The organism is Clostridioides sp. GD02404, from assembly GCF_045898275.1.
Lineage (GTDB): Bacteria > Bacillota > Clostridia > Peptostreptococcales > Peptostreptococcaceae > Clostridioides > Clostridioides difficile_A.
Genome location: NZ_JBJOCA010000001.1, coordinates 254,605 through 280,827 on the forward strand (window position 1 = coordinate 254,605; position 26,223 = coordinate 280,827).

28 protein-coding genes are annotated in these 26,223 nt (G+C 26.1%); 13 read left to right on the forward strand and 15 right to left on the reverse strand.

Translation table 11 applies throughout. The features are described from left to right. Positions 1-11: 11 nt before the first annotated feature. A complete protein-coding gene (locus Q3287_RS01160) occupies positions 12-584 on the forward strand; it encodes a DUF4145 domain-containing protein (protein WP_054276380.1) in 573 nt (190 codons plus the stop codon). Between the two features lie 314 nt (positions 585-898). Here Q3287_RS01160 and Q3287_RS01165 read toward each other — a convergent pair whose 3' ends face one another. The 4 genes from Q3287_RS01165 to Q3287_RS01180 all read right to left on the reverse strand — a co-directional run bounded on the left by Q3287_RS01165 (position 899) and on the right by Q3287_RS01180 (position 8,674). Continuing rightward, positions 899-1,909, reverse strand: a complete 1,011-nt coding sequence (locus Q3287_RS01165; RefSeq protein WP_407963368.1) for a substrate-binding domain-containing protein — start codon at positions 1,907-1,909, stop codon at positions 899-901. Next, positions 1,909-4,122, reverse strand: a complete 2,214-nt coding sequence (locus Q3287_RS01170) for an EAL domain-containing protein (protein WP_407963369.1) — start codon at positions 4,120-4,122, stop codon at positions 1,909-1,911. Before Q3287_RS01170 ends, Q3287_RS01165 begins: the two co-directional genes overlap by 1 nt. A gap of 361 nt (positions 4,123-4,483) precedes the next feature. After that, on the reverse strand, positions 4,484-6,217 hold the full coding sequence (locus Q3287_RS01175) for a diguanylate cyclase (RefSeq protein WP_407963370.1): 1,734 nt from the start codon (positions 6,215-6,217) through the stop codon (positions 4,484-4,486). Between the two features lie 222 nt (positions 6,218-6,439). After that, on the reverse strand, positions 6,440-8,674 hold the full coding sequence (locus tag Q3287_RS01180; protein WP_407963371.1) for an EAL domain-containing protein: 2,235 nt from the start codon (positions 8,672-8,674) through the stop codon (positions 6,440-6,442). Between the two features lie 755 nt (positions 8,675-9,429). Here Q3287_RS01180 and Q3287_RS01185 point away from each other — a divergent pair. After that, positions 9,430-10,269, forward strand: coding sequence for a MerR family transcriptional regulator (locus tag Q3287_RS01185; protein WP_074178959.1), 840 nt, complete (start codon positions 9,430-9,432; stop codon positions 10,267-10,269). Between the two features lie 47 nt (positions 10,270-10,316). On the opposite strand, the gene Q3287_RS01190 is transcribed toward Q3287_RS01185, so the two are convergent. Both Q3287_RS01190 and Q3287_RS01195 read right to left on the reverse strand, forming a co-directional pair. Then, a complete protein-coding gene (locus Q3287_RS01190; RefSeq protein ID WP_407963372.1) occupies positions 10,317-10,583 on the reverse strand; it encodes a tyrosine-type recombinase/integrase in 267 nt (88 codons plus the stop codon). Beyond that, entirely contained in the window at positions 10,556-10,837 is a 282-nt protein-coding gene (locus tag Q3287_RS01195) for a hypothetical protein (protein ID WP_407963373.1), read from the reverse strand. The genes Q3287_RS01190 and Q3287_RS01195 overlap by 28 nt, the downstream gene beginning before the upstream one ends. 740 nt (positions 10,838-11,577) lie before the next feature. Here Q3287_RS01195 and Q3287_RS01200 point away from each other — a divergent pair. From Q3287_RS01200 to Q3287_RS01220, 5 genes are all read left to right on the forward strand, one after another. After that, positions 11,578-12,432: an SHOCT domain-containing protein gene (locus Q3287_RS01200; protein ID WP_407963374.1), complete on the forward strand. Its 855-nt coding sequence runs from the start codon at positions 11,578-11,580 to the stop codon at positions 12,430-12,432. Between the two features lie 515 nt (positions 12,433-12,947). Further along, positions 12,948-13,196, forward strand: a complete 249-nt coding sequence (locus tag Q3287_RS01205; protein ID WP_167640078.1) for a hypothetical protein — start codon at positions 12,948-12,950, stop codon at positions 13,194-13,196. 60 nt (positions 13,197-13,256) lie between these two features. Then, positions 13,257-13,604 (forward strand): DUF6054 family protein, encoded by a 348-nt coding sequence (locus tag Q3287_RS01210; RefSeq protein ID WP_407963375.1) that lies wholly within the window; start codon positions 13,257-13,259, stop codon positions 13,602-13,604. 240 nt (positions 13,605-13,844) lie between these two features. Beyond that, positions 13,845-14,474: a hypothetical protein gene (locus tag Q3287_RS01215; protein WP_407963376.1), complete on the forward strand. Its 630-nt coding sequence runs from the start codon at positions 13,845-13,847 to the stop codon at positions 14,472-14,474. Positions 14,475-14,616: 142 nt separating this feature from the next. After that, positions 14,617-14,805: a hypothetical protein gene (locus Q3287_RS01220; protein ID WP_054276387.1), complete on the forward strand. Its 189-nt coding sequence runs from the start codon at positions 14,617-14,619 to the stop codon at positions 14,803-14,805. Positions 14,806-15,022: 217 nt separating this feature from the next. Here Q3287_RS01220 and Q3287_RS01225 read toward each other — a convergent pair whose 3' ends face one another. The 5 genes from Q3287_RS01225 to Q3287_RS01245 all read right to left on the reverse strand — a co-directional run bounded on the left by Q3287_RS01225 (position 15,023) and on the right by Q3287_RS01245 (position 17,873). Continuing rightward, positions 15,023-15,340 (reverse strand): hypothetical protein, encoded by a 318-nt coding sequence (locus Q3287_RS01225; RefSeq protein WP_407963377.1) that lies wholly within the window; start codon positions 15,338-15,340, stop codon positions 15,023-15,025. Between the two features lie 2 nt (positions 15,341-15,342). After that, positions 15,343-15,486 carry a hypothetical protein gene (locus Q3287_RS01230; protein ID WP_407963378.1) on the reverse strand — a complete coding sequence of 48 codons (144 nt, stop codon included), beginning with the start codon at positions 15,484-15,486 and terminating at the stop codon, positions 15,343-15,345. Between the two features lie 135 nt (positions 15,487-15,621). After that, positions 15,622-15,939, reverse strand: a complete 318-nt coding sequence (locus Q3287_RS01235) for a hypothetical protein (protein ID WP_407963379.1) — start codon at positions 15,937-15,939, stop codon at positions 15,622-15,624. A 29-nt stretch (positions 15,940-15,968) separates the two neighbouring features. Beyond that, a complete protein-coding gene (locus Q3287_RS01240) occupies positions 15,969-16,937 on the reverse strand; it encodes a CPBP family intramembrane glutamic endopeptidase (RefSeq protein ID WP_054276389.1) in 969 nt (322 codons plus the stop codon). Positions 16,938-17,363: 426 nt separating this feature from the next. After that, positions 17,364-17,873 (reverse strand): type IV pilin protein, encoded by a 510-nt coding sequence (locus Q3287_RS01245; protein ID WP_407963380.1) that lies wholly within the window; start codon positions 17,871-17,873, stop codon positions 17,364-17,366. Between the two features lie 557 nt (positions 17,874-18,430). Between Q3287_RS01245 and Q3287_RS01250 the strand changes: the two genes are divergently transcribed. From Q3287_RS01250 to Q3287_RS01265, 4 genes are all read left to right on the forward strand, one after another. Further along, on the forward strand, positions 18,431-18,940 hold the full coding sequence (locus Q3287_RS01250; protein ID WP_407963381.1) for a helix-turn-helix domain-containing protein: 510 nt from the start codon (positions 18,431-18,433) through the stop codon (positions 18,938-18,940). 192 nt (positions 18,941-19,132) lie between these two features. Continuing rightward, positions 19,133-19,363: a BlaI/MecI/CopY family transcriptional regulator gene (locus tag Q3287_RS01255; protein WP_407963382.1), complete on the forward strand. Its 231-nt coding sequence runs from the start codon at positions 19,133-19,135 to the stop codon at positions 19,361-19,363. A gap of 382 nt (positions 19,364-19,745) precedes the next feature. Next, positions 19,746-20,540, forward strand: a complete 795-nt coding sequence (locus Q3287_RS01260; RefSeq protein ID WP_407963383.1) for a MerR family transcriptional regulator — start codon at positions 19,746-19,748, stop codon at positions 20,538-20,540. A gap of 58 nt (positions 20,541-20,598) precedes the next feature. Next, positions 20,599-21,744: an agmatine deiminase family protein gene (locus Q3287_RS01265; protein ID WP_284181831.1), complete on the forward strand. Its 1,146-nt coding sequence runs from the start codon at positions 20,599-20,601 to the stop codon at positions 21,742-21,744. A 206-nt stretch (positions 21,745-21,950) separates the two neighbouring features. Here Q3287_RS01265 and Q3287_RS01270 read toward each other — a convergent pair whose 3' ends face one another. The 3 genes from Q3287_RS01270 to Q3287_RS01280 form a co-directional block, all read right to left on the reverse strand. After that, entirely contained in the window at positions 21,951-22,625 is a 675-nt protein-coding gene (locus Q3287_RS01270; protein ID WP_054269910.1) for an MgtC/SapB family protein, read from the reverse strand. A gap of 220 nt (positions 22,626-22,845) precedes the next feature. Next, the gene (locus tag Q3287_RS01275) at positions 22,846-23,400 is read right to left on the reverse strand and encodes a cysteine hydrolase family protein (RefSeq protein WP_407963384.1); all 555 of its coding nucleotides are present in this window, start codon (positions 23,398-23,400) and stop codon (positions 22,846-22,848) included. Positions 23,401-23,477: 77 nt separating this feature from the next. Then, positions 23,478-23,843: a winged helix-turn-helix transcriptional regulator gene (locus Q3287_RS01280; protein ID WP_407963385.1), complete on the reverse strand. Its 366-nt coding sequence runs from the start codon at positions 23,841-23,843 to the stop codon at positions 23,478-23,480. Positions 23,844-24,072: 229 nt separating this feature from the next. Between Q3287_RS01280 and Q3287_RS01285 the strand changes: the two genes are divergently transcribed. Further along, positions 24,073-24,207, forward strand: coding sequence for a hypothetical protein (locus tag Q3287_RS01285; RefSeq protein ID WP_054269913.1), 135 nt, complete (start codon positions 24,073-24,075; stop codon positions 24,205-24,207). A 197-nt stretch (positions 24,208-24,404) separates the two neighbouring features. Beyond that, entirely contained in the window at positions 24,405-25,190 is a 786-nt protein-coding gene (locus Q3287_RS01290) for a GNAT family N-acetyltransferase (protein WP_407963386.1), read from the forward strand. Between the two features lie 95 nt (positions 25,191-25,285). Here the strand turns inward: Q3287_RS01290 and pdaA are convergent, their stop codons facing one another. After that, positions 25,286-26,110, reverse strand: a complete 825-nt coding sequence (pdaA, locus tag Q3287_RS01295; RefSeq protein WP_407963387.1) for a delta-lactam-biosynthetic de-N-acetylase — start codon at positions 26,108-26,110, stop codon at positions 25,286-25,288. Positions 26,111-26,223 lie beyond the last annotated feature (113 nt).

The window sequence follows — 26,223 nt, forward strand, 5'->3', positions numbered from 1 at the left end:
AGGTGAAGACGATGAATTTTTGGGAAGGAATAGACAATGAATTGTTAGGTAAAAACTACACTTGTGGATATTGTGGTTGCTATGTAGGAAGTGAAAAAGGTTATGAAGGTATTTATCGTACTAGTCCAGAAAAAGAGGTTGAAATAAGCATATATGTATGTCCTAGTTGTGGCAATCCAACTTATTTTGATAAAGACAATAGACAGTATCCAATGTCCAAAGCTGGGAATGATGTATTACATATTAATAATAAAGATGTTGAAAATTTATATGAAGAAGCTCGAAATTCATTTAGTGTAAATGCATTTACATCAGTAGCTTTATGTTGCAGAAAGTTACTAATGAATGTAGCAGTACATTTAGGTGCTGAAGAAAATAAGACATTTATATTTTATGTTGAATGGCTTGATAAAAAGAATTATATATTGCCTAATTCTAAAAAATGGGTGAACCAAATAAGAAAGATAGGAAATGAAGCTACTCATGAAATTTGTATTGTAAGTGAGGACGATGCTAAGAAGACATTAATTTTCACTGAAATGTTGTTAAAGATAGTCTATGAATTTCCAGCTATGGCAGAATAATAGGGAGAAGATGTATTTTGGTATTTAATACATAATAGATTTTATAAATGGAGTAGATGGTATACCAGTAGAAATGAAGTATAGTATATGTGCAATAGCTATGAACTTGAGCTTAATATTTAAAAATTATGAATGTGAAAGTTTCTAAGAAAAAATTTGCATTTATAGACAGACAATTTTATATTTAAAATAAAAAGTGAACTCTTTTAAGAGTCCACTTTTTTATATAAATAAGTTGTTATTTGATAGACTATATTAATATTAAGTATTTGTAATAAAATATTTATAATCTGATATTTTTATATACTTAAAGTTTAATTCTTACCATAGACTTGTTCTTTAGTAAAGTAACCATTATCAATGAGTATTTTATCTAAATTCTCTTTAGTAACCAGTTGACCAGTTATAAGGTTAGCTTTAATTGTACTACCACTTTGATTATCAAATTCTGAATTTACATTTATAGTTTCATTCTTTACCATATGAACTGCTTCATTCACAGCAGTACAAGCAAGCTCATTTAAATCCATATATATTGTGACATCTTGTGTACCTTCAACAATACGTTTAGCAGCATCTATTTCTGCATCCATACCAGTAATAACTACATGTTTTGAAATTCCTAATTCTTTTAATGCATCAACACATGCTCCTGCTATTTTATCATTTGGGGCAAGAATAGCATCTATATTGTTATTATTAGAACTTACTGCTTCAATGACCATCTTCTTTGCTTCATCAGGAGACCAACCTTTTACAGGAGCATCCAAAAGAATATTGATATTGTCTTTAATAGGAGAGATATATCTCATTGCTCCTTGGTACAATAATTTAGCATTATTGTCACCAGTGTCACCTTGAAGTATAATATAATCTCCATCATAAACTATTTCTGAAAGGTATTGACCTAATCTCTGTCCAATTCTACTACTATCATATCCTACAAAGAGGTCAACTTTTTCACCCAAAACAACACGAGCATAATTTATAACTGGTACATTTTTTTCCTTAGCATAATCTAATATTTCTTGAACTTTATTTACATCACGTGGAGTAATAATAAGGACATCAATTCCATTATCTATCATTTCAAAACAATCTTGTTTTTGTGTCTTTGGTTTATCTGTTTGATTAAGGCGTACCTCTATATCAGCACCAAGTTTTTTAGCTTGTTGCTCCATATATTCTTTTTCATGTTGCCAACGTGTGGCACTTCCAACACCAAAAGAAACACCAATTTTTACATTTTGTTTTGCACTTTCACATCCTGATAAACTAACTAAAAAAAGAACTGCTATACAAATCAAACTTATAATACGTTTCATTATATTTTTCCCTCCTGATAAAGTCTCTCAAAATCTTGTTCACTTATAGGTTTTGAATAGAAATAGCCTTGTGCAATAGAACATCCAAACTCTCGCATAAGTTCTACATTTTCTATATTCTCAACTCCCTCTACTACCACCTTGATATTTAAACTTCTTGCCATCTGAGTAATGGCAGCAAAAATAGATTTTTGTCTATCACTATTTGCAGTATCTTTTAAGAAGCCTCTATCAATTTTCAAAATATCTATGTCCATATCTTTTAGCATATGTAGTGAGGAATAACCAGAGCCAAAATCATCCATAGAAATTTGAAGCTTATTATCATGTACTTTGTTTATAAATTCTTCAATCATTTTATAATTATCAAAAATTATAGTTTCAGTAAGTTCTAATTCAATTAGATGAGGTGGTATTTTATACTCATCTAATTTTTGAAGAAGTACATCTAAGAAGTCATTATTAAGAAAGTGCATGCGCGAAAAGTTTACAGAAATTGGAACACAATTCACACCTTTTTCTAAATTTCTCTTAATAAATTTTAGAGTCTTTTCAAATATAGTCATATCAACAGCTGTAATTAATCCAGTTTTCTCACATACTGAAATAAATTCACCAGGAGGTCTTAATTTTCCATCATCAGTTCTCCAACGTGCCAACGCTTCAGCACCAACTAACTTGTGACTATTAATATCAACTTTAGGTTGATAGAAAGGAATAATTTCATCATTATCAAGTGCCTTTTCAATAGCTCTCTTTATTTGTTCATTGTGAATCATCTGTTTATCAAACTTCTCAGAGTAAATTTCCACTCTTTTATATCTCATCCCTTTAATTTTTTGAGCTGCCATGTTTGCTTTATCAACCATAAGATTGATGCTTTCATCTCGATTAATAATTGGATATAAACCAGCAGAAAGGTATACTGTAACACCTTCTATCTTTAATTCTGAATCAAATAAGGAATTAAGTCTTTGTTCAGAGGCATCTTCTAGAAGAACAACAAAATGGTCACTATAAACTCTAGCAATTTGTTCATTTATAGAAAGTCTCTTAGTATAAATCTCATTAATTTTTCTTAAAATTTTATCTCCAACATCAAATCCGTAAAAATTGTTTATGTATTTAAAATTATCAATATCAAAAGTAAAAATATAAAATTGCTTGTTTACATTTGTGCGTAGGAGATTTTGTAAATCAAACATAAATTTTGTATATGTATTGCCTTGTGTAATAGTATCTACAAATGCAATTTTTTTTAACTTAGTCTGTTGTTTGTCTTTTAAATATAAAAAATATATCATGCTAAAACCAAAAAACATTACAACAACCAATAAAATAAAATAGAATAACTTAATAACAATATTTGTATTTGCTGAAACTGCGTTAGTAGATACACTTGAGATTAAATACCAATCATAGACTTTGTCTATAGGAGTATAAGCAGAAAAATATTTTTCACCATTTAGCTCTGTTTCCATAATGCCTGAATGATTATTTTGTATATCTTTCTCTAGACTCTTAGAAACCTCTGGGTTCTGTAAAAAAATCATTCTATAATAGTTATCAGATTCTCTATTGTATATATCCTGCTCAGAACTTATAAGAATGTATCCTTGACTATTAATAATGTACATATGACCTTTTTCAGAAAATAGAGAAACTGAACAGAGATTATACATTTCTTTCAGTGTATACTGTTTTTGAATTGAGCCAATAACTTCTCCATGAGATTCTATAGGAACACTTATAACAAAAATGTCCTCTCCATCTAATCTAGAAACTATTCGTTCAGATATGTTTTGAATCCCCTTAGAAACTAGCTTAAAATAGTGCCTTCCTGAAATATCAAGTTCTTTTCCATTTGGAAAAGTTGCCTTTCCATCTTCTGATGCAAAGAAAAGTCTATCATCATTTTTTTCTTTTGAATAATTTAAAGCTATAGATTTTAAACTATCCTGACTTTTGTCTTTTGATTGTGAAAATCTTTCTGACACTTGGTTGGAAACAAGGTCTAAATTATTAACCTCCATCATTAATTTATTTGTAATTACATCTTTATTTTGTGTTACAATTTCAGTTAAATTAATTTTAACATCTGATTGCAGTAAATATTGTACATAGTTCATTAGATAGAAAACTGCAATTGCCATTAAAATATCCACAAAGACTGTAAGTAAAAACGGAATATTCTTTAAATTTTTTGTTTTCATCATATAGTAATCCTTTCTGTAGATGAAAGATGTTTTAAATAGTATCAGTATATCATCGATATAATTCAGAGGCAATGATATAAGCCAAAAATATATTTAAAAATGATGATTAATTTATATAAAAAATAAAATTAAAAATAAACTGGATTTATGTCTTTAGATAAATTTATTTTAAAAATTTATATGGAATTAGGGAAGGAGTTTAAATATAAAGTTTCGAAAGGTTTATTTATATAAAATAATCATAAAGTATATGATGATTGTTTTTAAATAATCATATACTTTATGATTAATATAATTATAAATAACAATACCTAAGTTATAAGTTATTTTTAGGCAAAGATATAATATAATAATTTTATTATTCACATATGCTATAACGATTTTTTCCAGCTGCTTTTGATATATACAGAGCTTTATCCGCTTTAGAAAATAAATCTTTATATGATTTAATTGAATCATTAACAAAAGCAATGCCAATGCTTAGTGTTATTTTATGATTATCTTTCACTTTTATTTTACTTGTATCATTTAAAATATTATTAGTAGCTTTGATTACTAAATCATTTGTTAATGATTTTATAAATATCATAAATTCATCTCCACCAATGCGAGCAACTATATCTTTATCACATGTGTTTTGTAGTAATATTTTTGATACAGCAACTAAAACTTCATTCCCCTCTAAATGTCCAAAAGTATCATTTACAGTTTTAAAATCGTCAATATCAATAACTAATAGAGCATCACTAGTTTTTTTATCAGAACTACAGAAGTACTCTTGTATAAAGTTTTCTGATACTCTTTGATTGTATAGTTGTGTTAGTGGGTCACGTTGAGCTTGATTAATTAAAATTTCTAATTTAGATTTATCTTCAGTTATATCTTTCAAAACACCAATTGTTTTGATAGGATTATGGTCACTATCATAGATAACTGAACACTGAACACGAATCCATCTCCATTCATCTCTAGTTAATGAGTTTAATTGTCTTATTTCAATTGTCTCTCTAAGGTTTCCACGAAGTACTTCTAGTAATTTGCCAATATCATCAAGATGAATGATTGCTCCAGACTCTAACAATTTAGAATAATTTTTTGTTTCAAAGTTTTCTAATTCAATTTTCTTGTCAATTTCTACACGTTGATACTTTATCAAATTATCATTTCCAATGTCATATTCAAACATAATGTCTGTAATATTTTGTAGAGCAATACGATAGCGTTCTCTTTCTAATTTTAGTTCAGATTCGATATTTTTTAGTTGAGTGATGTCAGTAATAATACTATTAATTTTTACTACACCATCATTATTTAACGATTTCATTCCAGAATCCAATACCCACATTAATGTCCCATCTTTTTTGCGTATTCTATACTCAGTTGAATATGTAGTTCCATTTGCAAAACATCTTTCACAATCTCCTAGCGCTTTAGGCAAGTCTGGTGGATATACAGCTCCTACTGCGGTACCACCACTCATTTCGATAAACTCATCATAGGTATATCCCAATATTTTAGGCAATCCTTCATTAACATAGAAAAAGGAGAATGTATCATCATCATTGCTACCCTTTAATCCACCATTGATATTATTTGTAATCATTTCAATAACTTCTGTTTTTTCTTTTAACAATCTTTGTAAATAATCATAACTTTGTGTTCCAATTTTAGTAGGGAAGTATTCATCAATTTGCATTTCACCATAAGGATTTGATATATGCATGTGTTTTACTAGTAATCTTTCTCTATCTTCAATTATATCAAATGTGCAACGTTGATTTACTTCTAAGACCATTTGTGCATTTTCTTTAGTACTAACAGTATATTTTCCTAATACCATACATCTATTTTTATCTTCACTTACAATTTCAAATGTATCATTACTTATATCACAAGAAGGTACTTCATTTTGACCTGCATAAAAATAATCTTTTATTTCATTAAAAGAAGTGAGAAATTCCTGTTCTCCTGGTCCAATCCATGTGATATCTTTAGAAAGGTGTTTTAATATTTCATCAATATCTCTATTTACATAAAAGTTTATTATAATATGTTTTGCAAATTTAGGTGCTTTTTTTAGGAGTATACTCATGATATTCCCCCTTTCTTTTTATTATACATCTCAGTTATATTATACATTAATATACTTAAATTAAAAATGTTGTTAAACAGTGTTTTATATAAGTATATCATCATAGATTCAAAATTTTTTACTCTATCAACAATATAACTTAATGAAAGATGCTTACATTTATAAAATACTTTGAAAAATTTATTTAAATATATTAGTTTCTTTAAAATAAAGGGTTTTGGATTAGACTTCTGTTAAATTTTTTATTTTATTTATATCTATATACATACCTTGTGCAATAGCTCTTCCGTCAATTGCATATAGATTACATTGTGTATACATAACTGTAACAATTTGACCATCACGCTTTATAAATCTATATAAAAAAGGTTCAATTTTATTTGTATCAATCATTTCCAAACTCTTTTTATAAATAAAGTCTAAATCGTCTGGATGAACAATTGCTCTTAAGTTACCACCCATCTCACCAAAAAATTGTTCTTTTGTATAACCTATAATATCAAACATTTCTTCATTCATATAAGTAATAATCATATCACCAAATAAATCATAACGAATTATACCTACAGGTAACATTGAATAAAATTGTGATAAAATATTACTTTCATCAAGATGAGTGTTTGTCATTTTAGGTATAGAATATGATTCAAACTCATTTATATAGCCAGCTGTTTTAATTAAGTCTAGGTTTAATTTTTTTAAAAGCAATCTATTTTCTGAAATTATACAATTTGCACTAAAATAGAAATTACTATACTTTTGATATTCAGCAGACTCATCTGATAAAACAGCTTCTCCACTAATTAATAATAAATTTGAGTCAGTATCATGTGGAGTTATACTTTTATAAAGAATAGAAAATTTTTTACCTTTAATATGTTTCTCAAAGTGTTCTATTATTTTAGCAAAAGATGTAATTTCCGTTTTGCTGTAAAAGTCAGACCATTGAATATCTTCAGTTACATTTGATTTTAGTTTTTTCATGTCTTGCATAATAAAAAATTCATCAAATATCTTTTCTACTAAGGATTTTCCTATATCAGAATATTTTATAAACATTTCTCCTGAATTATTTTCTTTAGATAGTAATTTTTCAAATTGAGCACATTCCATAGGTTTTGCATAATAATAACCTTGAGCAATATCGCAATTTATACTTTTAATAAATTCTACATGTTGTTCTGTCTCAACACCTTCACACACTGTAAGCATTCCAAGAGCTCTTGCAATATTTATTATAGAGTATAAAATTGTTGCATTTTTGAAATCATTCAAATTATGAGATAAAAATATTCTATCAATTTTGATTATATCAAAAGGTAGATTTTGCAACATACCAAAAGATGAATATCCAGAACCAAAATCGTCCATAGATACAGAAAAACCATAAGAACGAAGCTCATTTAAATGTTGAATAATAGTATTTGTATTTTCTAGCAATACATTTTCTGTGATTTCAATGCTGAAATTTGATGTAGAAACACTATACTTTTCGGTAATGCCTTTTAGCATACTTGGAAAATTAGGATTAAAAAAGTGAAGACGAGAAAAATTACAACAAATTGGAACAAAAACATCATTGTTATCAATCCATCTTCTTATATTTTTGCAGTTTTCTTCAAATAAATATAAATCTAATTCTGTTATTAAACCAAATTGCTCAAATAAAGGTATAAACTTATCTGGAGTAAGAAGTCCTTTAATGGGATGTCTCCATCGAGCAAGAGCTTCACATCCTACTATAGTATTGTTTTTTATATTATAGAGTGGTTGATAAAATGCTTCAATTTGTTTAGTTTGTAAAGCATGTGATATTTCGTATAAAAATTCTTTATCATTTTCCAATTTGTTATAAAAATTATTATCATCAAAATCAAATGGTATGTATCTATTTTTACCTTCTATTTTGGCCTTTTTTAAAGCACTGTATACTTGATTGAAAATCACTAAAGTAGTTACATTTGGTTCGCCATCCCAAATAGTACTACCAATACTAAATGTAACATTAGAGTATATTTCTTTTTCATTAGGAAGTTGTACTTTTAATTCTCTAGCACTCTTTATAATGGTTGTACCTATATTATCTAGTTCTTCATTTGATACATTAGGAATTACAATTAAAAATCCTTCACCTTTTAGATAAGCAACTATTCCATTTGATTCTGGAATAAAGTACAACAGTTCTTGAGTTAGGTTGATTAATAGATTTTCTCCAACCAAGTATCCATATATATCATTAAATAATTTAAAGTTATCAATATTTAATAACATAACTCCAATATGTATATTTTTTGAAATACAGTCATCAATATATTGGTATACAAACTCCCTGTTTGGTATTTTAGAAAAAAAATCTATTTCATTTGAGACTTTTAATTTATAATCTCTATTATCTAATTCATTAGCTAATAGTTCTACCTTTTTATTTAACATTTTTATATAATCATAATTTTGCATGGTATTCCTCCATAAGATATTTGAAATTTTGACGATAAACATATTTATGCTAAAAATATTTAAATGTTAATTTATAAATAATTTGACTAATCTATTTTTAATAAGTATTTCAAACCTAGATGTATCAACTTACTTGTTATAATATTAAAAATAAAAATTTTTTAGTCTAGTAATAATCTTAGATAAAATTAGTTAATTATTAAGTTCGAGTATTGAAAGATTTCCTTTTTGAATGCAATTATATCATATTTTTTTATAAATAGATAGATTGCAGATTATGCAGTTGACACTATAGAACTCATTATAGCTAATATTAATTTTAATAATTTTATGAATAAATAATTTATTTATAATTAATTTATTATAAATAAATTCGTATCATAGCAATGATTTCATAGACTTAATTTCAGTTATTTGAATTAAGTCTAATTTTATATTTTTACCATAATAAATATTAACTTACTAAATCAATAAAATGATAATTTATAGAAATTTATTTTAATATAAAAAATATTGTAAAAAAGACATAATATCTATAGGTGTAAAAAACTACAAATCTAAAAATGTTGTTTATAAAGATTAAAATTAGAAATATTATAATAGGAAAATAAATAGATTTTAATGGGTGATTACAGATTACTATTTTCGTATCCTTGTTTTAGAGGTATTTTTAGTATATTCTAAAACTATAGTTATAGATAGAAACATATAGATTATAAAATAAAAATAAGATTATGGAGGATTTTATTGTATAAATGAAAGATTACTATAAAATAGGAGAGATATCTAAAATATATGGAATTGGAAGAGATTCATTAATGTATTATGAAGAAATAGGTATTCTAAAGCCAGTTAGAGATGTAAATGGATATAGAATGTATAACATATCAGATATATGGAAACTAAATTTAATAAAAGAGTTTAGAAGTTTGAATTTTCCAATGAAAAAAATAAAAGAATATTTAGATGATAGAAGTATAGAGTCTACAAAGAGCATTTTAAATGAAGAGTTAGAATTAATTGATAAAAAAATATTTGAACTTATAAGTCATAAGGAAAATATTATAAAAAGATTAAGTTCAATTGAAAGTGTAATTCAAAATACAAAAATAGATGAGATAGAGGTTGTATATATAGAAAAAAGAAAAGCTTTAGAGTTAAATGCTGATATAAAAAGAGATGAGGATTTTGATTTTTTGATTCAAAAATTACAAAAAGAATACGAAGATAGATTTAATATACTTGGAAATAATAATATTGGTTCTGCTTTTTCTACTGAGGCAATCAGCAAAGGTATATTTAATGAGTTTAAATCTGTATTTTGTTTTTTAGAGAATAGTGAGGAAATATATAATATAGTTTTTGATGAGGGATATTATGTAACTTTAAACTATGCTGGAAGCAATTCTAATAATAAAATATATATGGAAAAGGTGTTTAAATTTATAAAAGAAAATAATTATAAAGTAATTGCTGCACCTATAGAAATATACAAGATAGATATACATGAGACTGGGATTGTAGAGGAATTTGTAACTGAAATTCAAGTACTTGTAACTAAATCGCTAGATTTCAACGAATTAGATGATAAATAGAGTGAAAAAATGCTGATTTGCCACCGTATTATAAAATCGGTGGCAAATTATATTCTGAGATCTTCTAAAGTATTTACTGTTTCACTTTCCATTTTATGTGTGACATGAGAGTAAGTATCCATTGTTGTAGTTATTTTACTGTAACCTAGACGCTTTTGTATATCTTTAATATTAGCACCATTTTCTAAAAGTAAAGTAGCATGTGTATGTCTTAAACAATGAAAATTGAAATCAATATTTAAATCTTTATTTATTATTGCTATTGCCATGTCAATATCACCATGAGTTACAAATGAACAATCTTTTTTTTGCATACCCAATTATATTCTGTTTTTTTATACCATTTTCCTATTTTAACTTTCTGCTTTTTTTGATTTAGTTTTTCATCTTTTAATATTTTAGATAGAGTATCACCAATTTTAATATTTCTTATTGAAGAATCTGTTTTAGGGAGATCTAATTCAAAATTGGAATCTTTTTTCCTTACTAAGCTTCTTCTAATTTTAATTATATTATTTTCTAAATCTATATCTTCCCCAAATAAGCCTAATACTTCACCTTTTCTCATACCTGTATAAAGTTTTATATTAACAATGTGATATGTAAAGGTTTTTGAATATGGAGATAAAGTAAAAATTATACTTGTTTTATATTAACTATGTGGACTTAAAATTAAAAATACTAAAAACACTTACTCAGGTAGGTGTTTTTTTATTGAGAGGATGTGATGATAATGTAAAAAATAATATATAGGAAAAATATGTAATAATATGTGTTATAATAATTATCGCAATAAGATATAACTTACAATCTATAGAGTGGAGTTCATACAAAAGATTATCCTCCCAACATTGGTAAGGAAGGTGAATATGTATGGATAATTTTTTTATTAGCGTATTAGCTAGTTTAACAGATAGTCTAATCTGTTACATAGTTTGTCTATGTATCAAAAAAATAAAAAGCCACTCTGTGCGAGAGAGTGCCTTAGACGTTGAGCTTAAACTTTCATTTAAGTTCAAAAAAATAAGCATTAAACTGTTTAGAACTTCACTCTACTTCTAAATAAATTGTAGTTCTTCTTGCTTTTATTATACCACAATAAAAAAATTTTAACATTAATTATTGCCAGTTTTGACAATAATTAATGTTAATTTTTATAAACAATGATAATGAATCTAAATTAATGAATAAATCTAATTGTAAAAATTGTAAATTAAGAAAGCACTTACTTAAATGGTAGGTGCTTTTGTTTTGCCAAATTATGCTATAATATTGAGTGAGATGAGTAATTTGTGGGGGAATTTTACAATGTGGATATTAGTACCAATAATAACAATAGCACTACTTATAATAGCTATTTCTTCTATGCAATATATTTTAGTTATGATAGCTTTTTTATTGATTATATATTCTTTTATAGAAAAGAAAATAGTTATGGGTTTTGTGTCAGTTCTTTTTTTCACTTATTCAATTTATCTTTGTGCAACTTGGGAAGATAAATCATTGATAGCAGATAGTAAAGTTGAGACTGTTAAGACACAAAGAGAAACTGTAGAAAGAGAAACTGTAGAAAGAGAAAAAGAAATGGAAAGAAGAAGAATACAAGAAGAAATAGATAGAGAAAAACATATTAAAAAATATGGAATAAAAATCTCAAAAGAGGATTTAGAAGCAAAATTAGATTCTTTAATATCTCAAGAATATAGAGGGAGCCATTATAAAGTGGATATATTATGCTTATACAATAGTTCTGATGTTAGATCATTTGACCTAGCTGTTCAGAATGAGAAATTTAATGATTCTAAAGAATGTAAATTATTTATAGGCTATATAGCAAAGCAGTTAGAGCAATATTACATTTGGAAGCCAGACTTTGAGTTTTATACAAAGGATGATGGTGGTATTGGTAAAAGTGCTATAATTAAAAATTTTAGAAGTATCCAAAATGGTACAGAATCAGCAGAAAATGTAGAATTTTATGAGTATGAAATTATGACAAAGCAAGAAGAAAAGGCATTAAACGAAAAAAATAATGATAATAATTATATTCTATCTAGTGGAATTGACCCACTAGATAGAATAAAGAAACTAAAAGAGTTGTTAGACTCAGGTGCAATAACACAGGAAGAATATAATAAAAAGAAAAAGGTATTATTAGAATAGATGATATAGTAAGCACTTACAAATATGTAGGTGCTCTTAAATTGATAAATTATTCCATTTTAATTTTATAGTTTGAATTTTATGATATAATAAGAATATAGAAATTTTGCAGTGAGCGATATTTGTGATAAAGTAGATTTTAACAGTTGCAATGTAAGGCATTGTGGTTGTGTGATAAGTGTTATCAATTGCACTACTTATAGTTCATTGCAAATTTAAGAGATTTGTATATGTGTAGGTACTGGAAATACTTAGTTTATTTTGGGGTCTTAGATTAACTATATGGAATGTAAATGTTGCTATATACACTTCATTTAATCCAGCCTTTACTTGTTTTATATTAACTATGTGGATTTAAAATTAAAAATAATGAAAAACACTTACTTGAATAGTAGGTGTTTTTTTAATGAAAGGATGTGATTATAATGTAAAAATTTTACTTGTATAGTATAATATAGATAGTATATCACCTAGTAAAAATCAGCAAATAAATCTAAACAATAAGAGGTATAGCTATGGAGAAAAAGACTTTAAAAACGATATGTATATTTGCTTTTGTAATTGGAATGATGGTTCTATTTTGTTGCATAGGTTTAGGTCAAATTAGTGCAGATTATCTTATTAATCAAAATGGTGTAATAGTGGATGCTAGTAAATACGATATTTATTTAGAACAATCTATTTCACAATATAGAAACGTTGGTTCTATATTAGCTTTATTAGGAGGAATAGGAATACTGTTTGATAAAAGCGCTAGAAAATAATAAAGAAGTACGTTTTTATTAAGATAAAAATTAATCTTTATTTAGGGTGTGATGAATGATATGGCAAAAGAAGTATTTACTGTAAAAATGACACCATTAGAAGCTCAAAAAATGATAGAAGAAAACATGGATGCAGACATCATTTTTACTGATGCTTATAATTTAGGAGATGGAAAATTTATATTAATCACAGCTTTTGATAGGTATTATGTAAGGAGTAGCAGTAATACAGGTCTTTTAGTTATATGTGAAAATACAACAGAAGAAACACTAGTTAAAGTTGTTTCAACTGGTAGTGGTGCTGGATTATTTCAAATTGACTGGGGAGCAGGTAGTAATTTTACTAGAAGAATAAGAAAGATACTTAATGAGTATATTATAAAAGTAATTGATATAGATAAAGATTAATATAAAACATATTGAGAATAGAGAAGCACTTACTTTTATGGTAGGTGCTTTTGTTATTCGATAAAGTAGACATGATTATATGAACAAATATATAGAACTTATAAAAAGATATAGATTGTACAGCTAGATATGTTTAAGTACATGTATTATGACTAATTAGATATTTAATGAAAATAAAGGTAAATCCATATTTTATGTTGAAATATATTATGAAATAAAAAAATATGGAGGATTTAGGAAATGAAAAGATTTTTTTTATTAATCATATTATGTTTACTAAGTATGGGAGTAGTTGCATGTTCCTCAAATGATGATGAAGAAGACTATGATGACGTACCTAAGATAGAAAAAAGGTCTAACCCAAATGAAATAGATGGAATTAGAATTACAGTTAAAGATGTTTCAAAAGAAGAAATGAAAGGCGATTATGATAAAGATGGAACTCCTAATAAAAATGGAGAATATTTTGGTGTAGGGTCAGATGCAAAAAAGGCTGCTGATTATGAATATAAGATTGTAAATGTAACTGTAGAAAATACAACAGATAGACCTGTAAAATTGTTTGAAGCTGGATGGAATGCAGATGGTACAGATTGGGATAAAAAAATTAAAGATATAAAAGTGACTGATAAGTTAGATAATAAAGAAGTTCCAGCACATGATAAATTTGATGCACAAGTTAAAATATTAACTGAGAAGAAGATGAATGTCAAAGAAATTGTATTAAAATATAATTTAACAAATTATACGAATTTAGAAGAATCAATAAATTATGGGGATAATGGGGCATCTGAAGAAGATTCAAAAAAGAGATATCCAGAACTTTACAAAGAAAACTGGATAGAGTTAGGGACAATAAAATTTGAATAAAGATTTAATGTGGATTTGAAACAAAAATTAGGCACTTACTTAAATGGTAGGTGCTTTTGTTTTGCTCAGATTGGTCGGTTGAGTAAAATGATTAGAAAAAAATGGTGAAAACTCTTGAAAAGTATCGCAATACAGAAAAGAGGTGAAAATTATTACTGATAGCAGTAGAGCAGATTACTTCAAGCAAAGACGACAGAATAAGAAAACTTTCAGTGTTCTATTAGATAAAGAGAAAGTAGAAAAAATTGAAGAACATTTAAAAAAGCAGAACAAGACTAAAACTATTTGGCTTGAAGAAAAGATTAATGAAGAATTAGAAAAAGAGGAATAAAAATAAGGGACATTCTCTTCGACCAAAGATTGAACATCCCTTATTGACGTATATTATATATACAATTTAGTATAGATGATATAAATAAAACTCTGGAAAAAAATCTAGAGAACTTGAAAATAATAGTAACTAATATTTTAAACAAGTAACCAATTTTAAAATATTCAATACTTAAATACTAGGTATAGAAAAAGAAGGTGACAACTATCTCCAGTTGTTACCTTCTTTTTTTATATTTTCTTTCTCTAAGTTTTTCATTTTTCATACTTTCTAGTACTTCTAGAGCTGTTGTATAAAATTGTATATTACTTCTATAAGGTATAGCTATTGAAATTATTCCTTTATTAACTAAAATAGTAAGAGTTACAATAAGTGCGAAGGTCATCGCTGATTTAATAAAATAATTGGCTATATCCGATAAATCAAATGTTAAATTAATTATTGTAGAAAAAAGAACAGCCATTATAGATATATACAAAGCAAATATAGGATTATTATTTTTTTGTAATTGCCCCTTAAGTCTAGTCTGTTCCATTTCTATATCTCGAATACTTTTATAGAATCCATTTCACTATAATGCTTATAAACCTTTAAATAATATTTTTTATAATTATTTAAGTTTTCTTTGTTATCTTCAAGATATTTATTACTTAAATCTTGTTTAACCTCTCCAAAATCCATACTATTCCTCCTAGATTGTTATATAATATACTTTAAGTTATAGCATATTTAAGAGTTTATATCAGCAATTTGTCGAATGATTTTATATAAAGATAAATGATAATAATAGACTTAATCTTTATAAGGGATTGCTTTTTATACAGTTATATATCTTTTTCTAATTAAATAATATAACAATGTTGTTATAATAACAACTAATATCATTGCTATTATTGCAATTCCTAAATTTCTTGCAAATAAGCCTATTGCCATGTATTCAAGTCCTATTACATATCGATAAAGTACTTCCAGTTTAACAGTCTTTTTTCTATCTATATTTCCATACTTTAATTCTAATTTATCTAAATATTCATTACTACAAAAACCAATTTTATATTTAACTAAGAATATTATTGTAGTTAATATTATAATTCCTATTCCAATAAGTATAAGATAGGTATTCCAAATTTTCATAGAAAAGACCTCCTTTAAAATATAATTTCTTATGTATGTTGTTTATATTCTTTTGTAAATAGGAAAGGAAGATAAAATAATGATACAAATATAAGTCTCTCTAAAATAACGTAATAGTTAAGTGGGATTTCAGAACTATTACAAATAACATTTAAACTATTAATTAAAGCATGAATTACAGAACAAAACCATATATTTTTAGTTTTCATATAGACATAACCTAAAAATATAGAAAGTCCAATTCCATATATCAAATGAATTACACTTCCAAGTATCGGATTATTTGGACTATATAATGTAAATTGTAAAGGTAAGTGCCATAAACTCCAACAAATGCCTACCATTATAATTCCTATTCTTTTCCCAAATTTATTAAATAATATATTTTGGAGATAACATCTCCAACCATATTCTTCACATAAAAAATGATAAATATATATTAATGATGTTATAGGAACAAGGATATAATATAAAATACCATTATAGTTAAGTTGATTTTTACTTATTATTAATCCCAAAATAATTTGAGAAAATATAAAGTAGACAATTAATAAAATACCTATTCTTAGATTTTTTAGAAGATACAAATCTGTTGGTTTAGAAGAATAAATAATAACACATAAACTACTTATAAAGGTTAATACAATATTCATTATTGAGAATTCATTATTTGTTATTAACTTTAATAAATCAATAATAAATAATAAAAAGTACAAAAGGAAAAAAAATATTATCAATGAATAAAACTTATACCTATCATTAGTTTTTCCTTCTGTATAAAATTTTGCGATAGCAACAGAAGATAAGGGTAATATCATCATGAATAATCCAAAATTTTCTGAGTCAATAAATTCCTTGAAATACAATAGTAAACCCAATAAATAAGTCAGACCAAAAGTTATAGAAAAAAATATTATAACCTGAATTTTATTTCTTTTTGCTTCATCTTCAATATATATTGGATTTAACAAATTTATCCATTTTTCTTGTAAGTTCAACAGAAAAAACCTCCTTTAAGATATTATTTTCTTTTCATATACTCATATAATATTTATTTTATTAATAAAAGTATAGCAGCAGAACAAATATAAAGAGTGTCTAAAAAATTACAAATATTAACAAATAACATAAAACTTATAGTATAACCTGTAACAATAAAACGAATGAAAATTATCATACTAAAACATAAGAACTGTTATAATTGTATTAGATATATACATTAACATACACCAAAGCACTCTTTTTATAGGAGTACTTATTTTTTTGAAATACATTAAGGTATAAAATCAATAACCTTACTCAACATATCTTAAAAACGATTTAAATAGGCCTTTTTAATAGAGTAAATATGATACAATAAAAAATAGAAGTGTATTGTAAATACACTTCTATAGTTGGAATTAAGCATTATTATATTGTTATATTTAAGATTTTGGTTCATTGTTAAGTAATGTTAGAATTATATTCATTTCACCTTGGGAAGAGTCTATCTTTATTGAATTTCCATAATCATTTGTTAATTTTTTTAAACCGCTTTGACTTATTTCTCCGTCTGGAATTATAATTAGCTGTAAGAACTCTTTTTCTCCACCGCTAGACATCAATGTATATGAACCATTATAAGGCATACCTAAACCTTCTATGTTATTAGCTAGAGGGTCAACTTTAAGACCACCATTTACTACTATCTTTCCATCTTTTTTCACCCATGAAATTGTATTTCCATCAGTAAACTTAGATTTATCGGCATAATAACTAAGTGATGCACTTTTTATTGCAGTTACATCAGACTCTAACTTAGCTATTTTAGCCTTTTCTATATTTTTAAATAAAGCTGGGAGAGCTATTACTGCTAAGATACCTATTATAGCAACTACCACCAATAATTCCACCATAGTAAATCCTCTTTTGCTTTTCCATCTGCTGTTCTTCATTTACTCAGCCTCCTTATTATTAAAATAGATAATATATAAAATTATAACATTGGTATATTGTTACGACCTATATTTTACCATTAATGGATACAAAAGTCACTTTTTGTAATAATAGTTAATTAGTAAATATATATTTTAAAAAACAATTTAAGTAACTTTTTTATAATGTAATAAAAAATTGTATTGGGTTCAAATTTTTTTCGACTTTATTAAAGGCGCGACAATGCCAAGAACACCAATGAATAGGTATTTTAACATTTTTCCAACTTGTATTTTTTAGGTGTTTACAAAGTATGAATTATCCAGAATCCCGCCCGATTCCCGCATGGATTTTATAAAGACTTGAAACACGATATAAGGATACGCAGAATAACTTGACAGATCCAATGTTTGAATTTAGAGTAAAAGAAAGAAGAGTGTTCACCTTTGGCATAGAAGGCGTACTCGGTAAATCACAATTTTCCTATTAAAAGTTAAATGTTAATATGCGTTGCTTGTAGCAACAGGCACTTCCTCATACAATAGTGGTGACACTAAAAGAAAGGAGGTTATCACTAATGTTAAGCGAAAACATTAAAGCAATCAGAAAATCAAAAGGGCTTTCACAAGAAGAACTTGCTATCAAGTTGAATATAGTGCGACAAACAATTTCTAAATGGGAGAAGGGATTGTCCGTTCCTGACTCTGATATGTTAATTTCTATATCAGAAGTGCTCGAAACACCTGTAAGCATTTTGCTTGGAGAAAATGTTATTGAGTCTAAGGTTGATGACTTAAAAGTGATTTCTGAAAAACTGGAGATTATAAACTTGCAGCTTGCACAAAGGAAGACCATGAAACAGAAAATGGTTCATTGGCTACTTATCTCATTGTGTGCGGTCATAGTAATAATTTCTGCGGTTCTAATAGCAATAAATAGTCCTTATTTGGGTTGGAATTATAGTGACCCTGAAACAGCCGTTTTCGGAGCAGCTTTTCACATATTTGAATGGCTGTTTGTTAGGTTAGCACCTATTATCCTTATCGGGGCAATCTTTGGAATTTTCTTGACACGAAAGGAAGTATAAAATTGTACTACTTTTGGGTATAGCTTAGACTTCAAACTATTAGTTTGTCGGTCGGTTGAAATGCGCCCTATTGGTAAAAGGCGCATTTCTTATTTTGCTATTTTCAATACTGGCAAGTAGGGCACAATGGTATACACTGTTGCGAGTTTGCTTATTTTCCTCATTAGAAGAGTATTATAGAAACTTAAAAGTATGAATGGAAAGATACAACTTACATTTACAGTATTAAAAAGATTGCAAAGAAGAGAGTCTTTAGAAACAGAGAAAATAGATAAACGTACTCACTATAATGTACTAGTAAAAGAAAAGCAATATCAGAGATTTGAAACAAGAGAATTTATAAAAAATATACATAAAAATTCAATTAAAAGTTTGATTTCAGCATTACATAAAGATGACGAGAATGTAGATGAAAAAAACTAAATGAGTTAGAAGAATATTTTAAGAATTTGGAAGAAGATGATTAATAAAAAATATAGTATTATTTAATAAAAAAATGGAGTAGCAATTTTTTGCCACCCATTTGCCACCGAACTTACTATATAAAATTAACTATAAATAAACATAAAGAAAATACTACAATTTGTAACTGAAATTCAAGTACTTGTAACTAAATAATTAAATTTTAATTGATGATAAAATAATATAAAAATTCTGGATTAAATAATATGAAAATAGACTAGTGATTATCTAGTCTATTTTTATTTGGTAAAATTGTACCATTTACACTTTGTTCAAGTTTTATTTACAGTATATAATAGTAAAGTAATAAACTTACAATCAATAAAATAAAGAAGGTGTTTGTATGTATAAAATAGGTGAAGCTTCAAAAATAACTAAAATATCATCTAGAATGCTCAGATATTATGATAAAGAAAATATATTGAAACCTAGTCACATAGAAAATAATGGATATAGATACTATACAAAGGGAGACATTAATGTAATATCAAAAATCAAAAACTTAAGAAGGTATGAATTTACTTATGAAGAAATAAAAGATATATTCGATAATAATAAATATGAAAGTATAGATATATATATCAATAAGATTGAAGAATTAACAAAAAAGGTAAATACATATGGGTATTTAATTTCAGAAATAGAAGAAAAGGTGAAATTTAAAGATATAATCATAAATAATTATGATATTAATATTTGTGAACGACAATCAGTTAATACATTGTGCCAAAAAGCTATTATTAGTTATAAGGATATAGGAGAATTTATAGAATCTTGCTATAATGCGATTTCAAAAAGCAAATCTAATAAAGTTGGATATTATTATGTAATGTTTTACAATAATGAAAATGTAGATGAAAACACATATGAAATAGAATATTATCAACCTATTATAGATAATAAAGATATAAAAGGATTTAATAATAAGGTAATTGAAAGCGGTACATATATTAGTACAATATGTTATGGAGATTATGAAAATTTAACTGGTGCTTATTCTGCTTTGTACAAGTGGATTAAAAATAACGATTTTAAAATTAAAGGAAATTTTGTTGAAAAATACTTTGTAGACTCATTATTAACTCCATTTAGCTACGAATTTATAACAGAAGTATCTATAAAAGTTTCAAAAGATTAGTTGACCTTGACATTATGATAACCTTTATACTTGAAATATAAAAATAGAGGAGGTTATTATGAATAAGAAAATTTTAATGCTGGGATTATCACTACCATTATTATTGATGATAAGAGAATTTACAAAAGGATATGAAAACAAAACCATAAATCAAAATAATCAACAAAAGTATTATATGCCACTAGAAGATGAAGAACATGAAGGAACTTGGTTGCAATGGCCTCATAGTTATACTTATGGGAAAAAATATCAAAATGGAATAGAAGATGTATGGGTAAATATGACAAAGTCTTTAGTTAAAGGTGAGAATGTTCATATAGTAGTTTATAATAAAAGTGAAAAAGATAGAATAGAAAATTTATTGAAAAAAGAAAATATTGATATGAATTATATAGATTTTTATATTTATAAAACTGATGATGTTTGGATAAGAGATAATGGTCCTATATTTGTATATGATGAAAGCGATGAACTTGTAATATTAGATTGGGGATTTAATGGTTGGGGAAGAAAAGAACCATATAGTAAATCAAATCAAATTCCTAAAAATATAAGTGAAGACTTAGGAGTGAAAAGTATAAATTTAAAAGAAGTAGTTTTGGAGGGTGGAGCAATGGAACTTGATGGTGGTGGAACATTTCTAGCAACTAAAAGTTCTATAATAAATAAAAATAGAAATAAAAACTTAAGCCAAGGTGATATAGAAAAATATATAAGAAGATATTATGGTGTAGAAAAATTTATATGGTTAGATGGTGTGGTTGGAATAGATATAACAGACTTTCATATTGATGGATTTGCAAAATTTTATGATGAATCAACAATAATTACATTAAATGAAAAAGGATTGATAGATTGGGGTCTAAAACAAAACGATATTAATATATTATTGAATTCAACTAATGCAAAAGGAGAAAAGTATAATTATATATATCTACCACTTACACAAAATAATGTTAAATTAAAAAATGGAAAAAACTTAGAATATCAAGGTTCATATATGAATTTTTATATAGGTAATAAAGTTGTATTAGTTCCAAATTACAATGACCCAAATGATAAAGTTGCAAATCAGATTATACAAGATTTATATCCTGATAGAAAAGTAATAGGAATAGATATAAGAGAGTTGTATAAAGATGGTGGAATGATTCATTGTGTAACTCAACAACAACCTATAGATATAGTTAAAAATAGAGAATAATAGAGTGTGATATGAATTGATATTGGCAGAGTATTTATGGACAAAAGATTCTTTAATGAGTAAAAGAAAAATTTAAGAGTTTAGAAGAAAATGATTAATAAGACACATTATTGTTTAACAAAGAAAAATGGAGTGGCAATTTTTTTGCCACCCATTTGCCACTACATTTTCAAATCGGTGGCAAATTGTATCATTATAGTTGTTTTTTATATTTCTAAAGTTTCTATAAGAGGGTTATCACTAAATAATTTTAATAAATTTGTTTTTTTGTATCCTTTAGGTAACTTAGTATATATAACTATTTCTAACCAATCTCCATCAAGACGTTTAATATTCATGTTTATAATTTCAATATTAGATTTCTTAAATTTCTCCTCAATGTACTCTATAGAATCAGTGCTATTAGAAATTTTGAGAGAAACTTGTTCTGCTGTAGGAAGTTTCATCCATTTCCTATCTCTATGGAGTAATATCTGTACAATAACAATGATAATACTTGAAACAATACCTAATAAATATAGTCCAGAGCCAATAGCAAGCCCTGTACCAGCTGTTGCCCATATACCAGCAGCTGTAGTAAGTCCACTTACTGATTGATTTCTAATAAATATTAATCCAGCTCCTAAGAAACCTATTCCACTAACAACTTGTGCTGCAACACGGGCTGGGTCTAGACCAATACCTGGAGTACCTACTATATCATTAAACCCATACTTAGAAACAATAATTATAAGTGCTGAACCTAATGCCACTATAAAATGAGTTCGTATTCCAGCTTCTTTTAGTCTATTTTTCCTTTCATATCCAATTAAAGCTCCACAGAAACCAGCAATAATGATTCTTGCTATATACCCAAATTGAATTAGTATATGATTATTCATTTGTCTAGCACCCCTTTCTATATAATATTATATATACTATAATACTACATTTTTTATGTGGATATAGTAAAGTTTAAAATTTATATAATAGTTATATATGAATATAAAATAGATAAGGGTATTTTATATATATAAAAATGGTAGAAAGTATCTAATTTTAAATGATTAAAAAGCATACTTAAATAGGTTAAGTTTGCTTTTTTTAATATGGTGAATATTTTTATTTATAACAACTAGACAAAAAAATATCTGTATTTTTTATATCTGCAAAACTATTCTGCAATGATGCCATGAATACTTGATGGACAGTGTTTGCATGAATTTCTACATCACACCAAGATAAATTTTTTGTTGTACAGGCATCATCTATAAGAGTTATGTCGTATCCCAATTTTTTTGCTGTTCTTACACTTGTATCAATGCACATATGACTCATCATCCCACAAATCACCAACTTAGTTATACTTTTTTTCTCAAGTACAGTGTGTAGGCTGGTTTGAAAAAAACTGTCTGGTGAATGTTTAATTATAATTTCTTCATTTGCCAGTGGAAAAACAGTTTCATTTATTTCTGAACCATAAGTGTGAGGAAGAAAAAAAGAAGCTGTTTTATCTGTTGATATATGTTGTACATGAATAACTGGTAAGTCATTTTCTCTAAAGAACAGCAATATCTTCTTTGTATCTTCAGCAGCTTTTTTTGATTCAAATAATTCGCATTTTCCGTTTTTAAAATAATCATTCTGAATATCAATTAGTATTAAAGCTATAGACATGTTTATACCTCCTATCTATCCTTATTATAATATTCATATAAGAAATGTAAATTACTTACTTTTTGGTATGTATAAAACTATTTATTATAACAAATTCCTTTGCTATCTAGAACCTCTTGTTGACCGTTTTCAAGCATATATTCTATACCTATTTCTTGCATTATTTCCACAGCCTTTAACATTTTTTTACCACGGTCAGTAAGAAAATATTCAACATGTAATGGATAACCGGCTGAACTTATCTTATCAATGATACCAAATTCATGTAGTTCTTTTAATTGTTGAATTAACATTTTTTGATTTATTCCCAAAATACTATGTTCTAACTCAGAAAATGTCTTATTAGACTGTCTCAATTCAAATACAAGGATAGTTTTCCATTTTCCTTTGATTATGTCATGTACAATTTCAAGAGGACATGTGTATTCATCTCTTATTTTCATAATATATCACCCCCATAAAATGATAATAAATTATATCACTTGTATTGTGATATGACAAATATATATGAATTGTATGTAAAGTTTATGGTTTATTAAGTTCTAAAATTCTTCTAGCGTAGTTCACATTTAATACACAAATAATTAGTAAGATATAAGTAAATAAACATATAAAATAACTACAGAAATTTAACTTTAAAATAATTTGTGATAATTTAGAGGAGGAAAATATATGAATATATCAAGAAAAGCTATGAAAATAATAGAATTGGCACAAAGAATTGCAATTAAGAAAGGAATCTCAGTGGAAGAGGCTTGGAATGAAGCGATGACAGAATATAAAAATAAATATGAACATATTGCATAGACATTAAAAAATGTAATTTAATTAAAATATAAAAATGACATATAATATTTTAATTGTATACTTTTATAAGAAATTAATTAGCTTGCAATTCTAAATTATTTTTGAAAAATTAAGAATATTTGGTGGAATATAATGGATTTAAATGATACTATAAATTATAAGGTATATCATTATTAATACAAAAGGAGGATATATACTTGATTGTAAAAATAGATAATACTTTAGAAAAAGAATTTTGGCAATATGTATCACATGAAGAAAGTCTAAACTTATTCATAATTGGATATGTTGAAAACTATGGGTTTAGCTCCTACTCTCAAGATATATGGTCTCAAATGAAAGGAGGAAATATAACTTCTATAATATTAAAGAATAAGTCAAAACTTATAATTTATAGTCTAAAAAATGACTTTGATGTAAAAGAGATGAAACATCATATAAAAGATTTGGATGTAGAAAGTATAAGTGGAAAAAAGTGTGTAATAGATAGACTAATAGGCGAATATAAAGATTTTTATGAAAAACTAGATAATAAATTTTGTATATTAAAGGAAATAAAAGAAATAGATTTTTCTCACATGAAAGAGTATAAAATAGAAACAGCTCATGAAAAAGATATTGATGAGATAGGAAAACTTTTAAATATCTCAGATTATAAAGTAAGTAAAAATTACATAGAAGAAAGAAAAGAGCATTTAAAAGAAGGAAATGTAAGAGCATATTTTATTAAAAATAATGATACTATGATTAGCACTGCATCAACTGGAATGGAAACTAGTTTTTTGGCAATGGTAGTATCTGTAAGTACAGATAAAGCATATAGAGGAAAAGGATTTGCAAGTTATATAGTTTACAATTTAAGTAAAGAATTATTGTTGGAAGGAAAAGTCCCATGTCTTTTTTATAACAATGATATAGCAGGTAAAATATATCAAAATATAGGATATAAAGAGATAAATGAATGGACAATTCTTTTTAAATAAATATAAAAAATAAAAAACTCCATTAGGAATTAAAGTATTTATAAATAGTTTTATTTTTACTCTAATTCATGATGGAGTTTTGTTTAAATAAAATATTATTTTTTATTACTTAGATAATCAAGAGTTTTAAGTTTATAACCTTCTTTTTCCCAATGTGTAAGTACTTCATCCAATATTTCAGTATTTGTTGAAGAATTTGGATGTAATAAAACTATTGCACCAGGATGCGTTCTTGAATAAATTTTGTTTTTAGCAAATTCATGTGTAGGCTGTTTCTTTTCATACCAATCCACATAAGCAAAACTCCAAAATATAGATTTATATCCTAAATCTTTTGTGTATTTTAAAGATTGCTCACTGAATTTACCCATTGGAGGTCTAAAATATTTGGGCATTTCTTTTCCAGTAACATCTTTATATGCCTTTTCTACACTTGTAATTTCTTCTTTGAATTTTTCAAAATCTGTAATACCTGCCATTGATGCATGGCTTTTTGAATGATTACAAACTAAATGACCTTCTTTTTCCATACGTTTTACTAAATCTGGATTGCTTTTTATATAACTTTCAACTACGAAAAACTGTGCTTTAGCATTATGTTTTTTTAATGTATCTAATAGCTTTGGAGTGTTCCCACTTTCATATCCAGCATCAAATGATAGGTATATAACTTTCTCATTAGGATTTCCTACATAGTAAGAATCATATTTTTTAAAAAAAGTTGCTTCTTTTATAGGAGATGGCTGTTTACCATCCTCTCTAGGATTAAAATACCAATCATATTCATGTGTATCGAGTGTTGGGCTAGAAATTTGAGTTTTTGTCTTATCTAATGATTTAAAGTTTACACTAGCGATTCCCAAAAGTATTAGAGCAAATGTTCCTATCATAATGTATTTTTTTAGGCTATCTTTTTTCACAATTTCACCTCTTATTTAAAATTTCAAGTGCATTTCTTACAATATAGTTTGAATATTTATAGTTAAAAATATTCATATATACAGATAATAAATTAAAGAAATTTGTTGTAAGA

Excerpts from the sequence above, each read along its gene's own strand:
- Q3287_RS01160 (WP_054276380.1), top strand. The coding sequence starts at position 12 with ATGAATTTTTGGGAAGGAATAGACAATGAATTGTTAGGTAAAAACTAC.
- Q3287_RS01165 (WP_407963368.1), bottom strand. The coding sequence starts at position 1,909 with ATGAAACGTATTATAAGTTTGATTTGTATAGCAGTTCTTTTTTTAGTT.
- Q3287_RS01170 (WP_407963369.1), bottom strand. The coding sequence starts at position 4,122 with ATGAAAACAAAAAATTTAAAGAATATTCCGTTTTTACTTACAGTCTTT.
- Q3287_RS01175 (WP_407963370.1), bottom strand. The coding sequence starts at position 6,217 with ATGAGTATACTCCTAAAAAAAGCACCTAAATTTGCAAAACATATTATA.
- Q3287_RS01180 (WP_407963371.1), bottom strand. The coding sequence starts at position 8,674 with ATGCAAAATTATGATTATATAAAAATGTTAAATAAAAAGGTAGAACTA.
- Q3287_RS01185 (WP_074178959.1), top strand. The coding sequence starts at position 9,430 with ATGAAAGATTACTATAAAATAGGAGAGATATCTAAAATATATGGAATT.
- Q3287_RS01190 (WP_407963372.1), bottom strand. The coding sequence starts at position 10,583 with ATGCAAAAAAAAGATTGTTCATTTGTAACTCATGGTGATATTGACATG.
- Q3287_RS01195 (WP_407963373.1), bottom strand. The coding sequence starts at position 10,837 with ATGAGAAAAGGTGAAGTATTAGGCTTATTTGGGGAAGATATAGATTTA.
- Q3287_RS01200 (WP_407963374.1), top strand. The coding sequence starts at position 11,578 with ATGTGGATATTAGTACCAATAATAACAATAGCACTACTTATAATAGCT.
- Q3287_RS01205 (WP_167640078.1), top strand. The coding sequence starts at position 12,948 with ATGGAGAAAAAGACTTTAAAAACGATATGTATATTTGCTTTTGTAATT.
- Q3287_RS01210 (WP_407963375.1), top strand. The coding sequence starts at position 13,257 with ATGGCAAAAGAAGTATTTACTGTAAAAATGACACCATTAGAAGCTCAA.
- Q3287_RS01215 (WP_407963376.1), top strand. The coding sequence starts at position 13,845 with ATGAAAAGATTTTTTTTATTAATCATATTATGTTTACTAAGTATGGGA.
- Q3287_RS01225 (WP_407963377.1), bottom strand. The coding sequence starts at position 15,340 with ATGGAACAGACTAGACTTAAGGGGCAATTACAAAAAAATAATAATCCT.
- Q3287_RS01230 (WP_407963378.1), bottom strand. The coding sequence starts at position 15,486 with ATGGATTTTGGAGAGGTTAAACAAGATTTAAGTAATAAATATCTTGAA.
- Q3287_RS01235 (WP_407963379.1), bottom strand. The coding sequence starts at position 15,939 with ATGAAAATTTGGAATACCTATCTTATACTTATTGGAATAGGAATTATA.
- Q3287_RS01245 (WP_407963380.1), bottom strand. The coding sequence starts at position 17,873 with ATGAAGAACAGCAGATGGAAAAGCAAAAGAGGATTTACTATGGTGGAA.
- Q3287_RS01250 (WP_407963381.1), top strand. The coding sequence starts at position 18,431 with ATGTTAAGCGAAAACATTAAAGCAATCAGAAAATCAAAAGGGCTTTCA.
- Q3287_RS01255 (WP_407963382.1), top strand. The coding sequence starts at position 19,133 with ATGAATGGAAAGATACAACTTACATTTACAGTATTAAAAAGATTGCAA.
- Q3287_RS01260 (WP_407963383.1), top strand. The coding sequence starts at position 19,746 with ATGTATAAAATAGGTGAAGCTTCAAAAATAACTAAAATATCATCTAGA.
- Q3287_RS01265 (WP_284181831.1), top strand. The coding sequence starts at position 20,599 with ATGAATAAGAAAATTTTAATGCTGGGATTATCACTACCATTATTATTG.
- Q3287_RS01270 (WP_054269910.1), bottom strand. The coding sequence starts at position 22,625 with ATGAATAATCATATACTAATTCAATTTGGGTATATAGCAAGAATCATT.
- Q3287_RS01275 (WP_407963384.1), bottom strand. The coding sequence starts at position 23,400 with ATGTCTATAGCTTTAATACTAATTGATATTCAGAATGATTATTTTAAA.
- Q3287_RS01280 (WP_407963385.1), bottom strand. The coding sequence starts at position 23,843 with ATGAAAATAAGAGATGAATACACATGTCCTCTTGAAATTGTACATGAC.
- Q3287_RS01285 (WP_054269913.1), top strand. The coding sequence starts at position 24,073 with ATGAATATATCAAGAAAAGCTATGAAAATAATAGAATTGGCACAAAGA.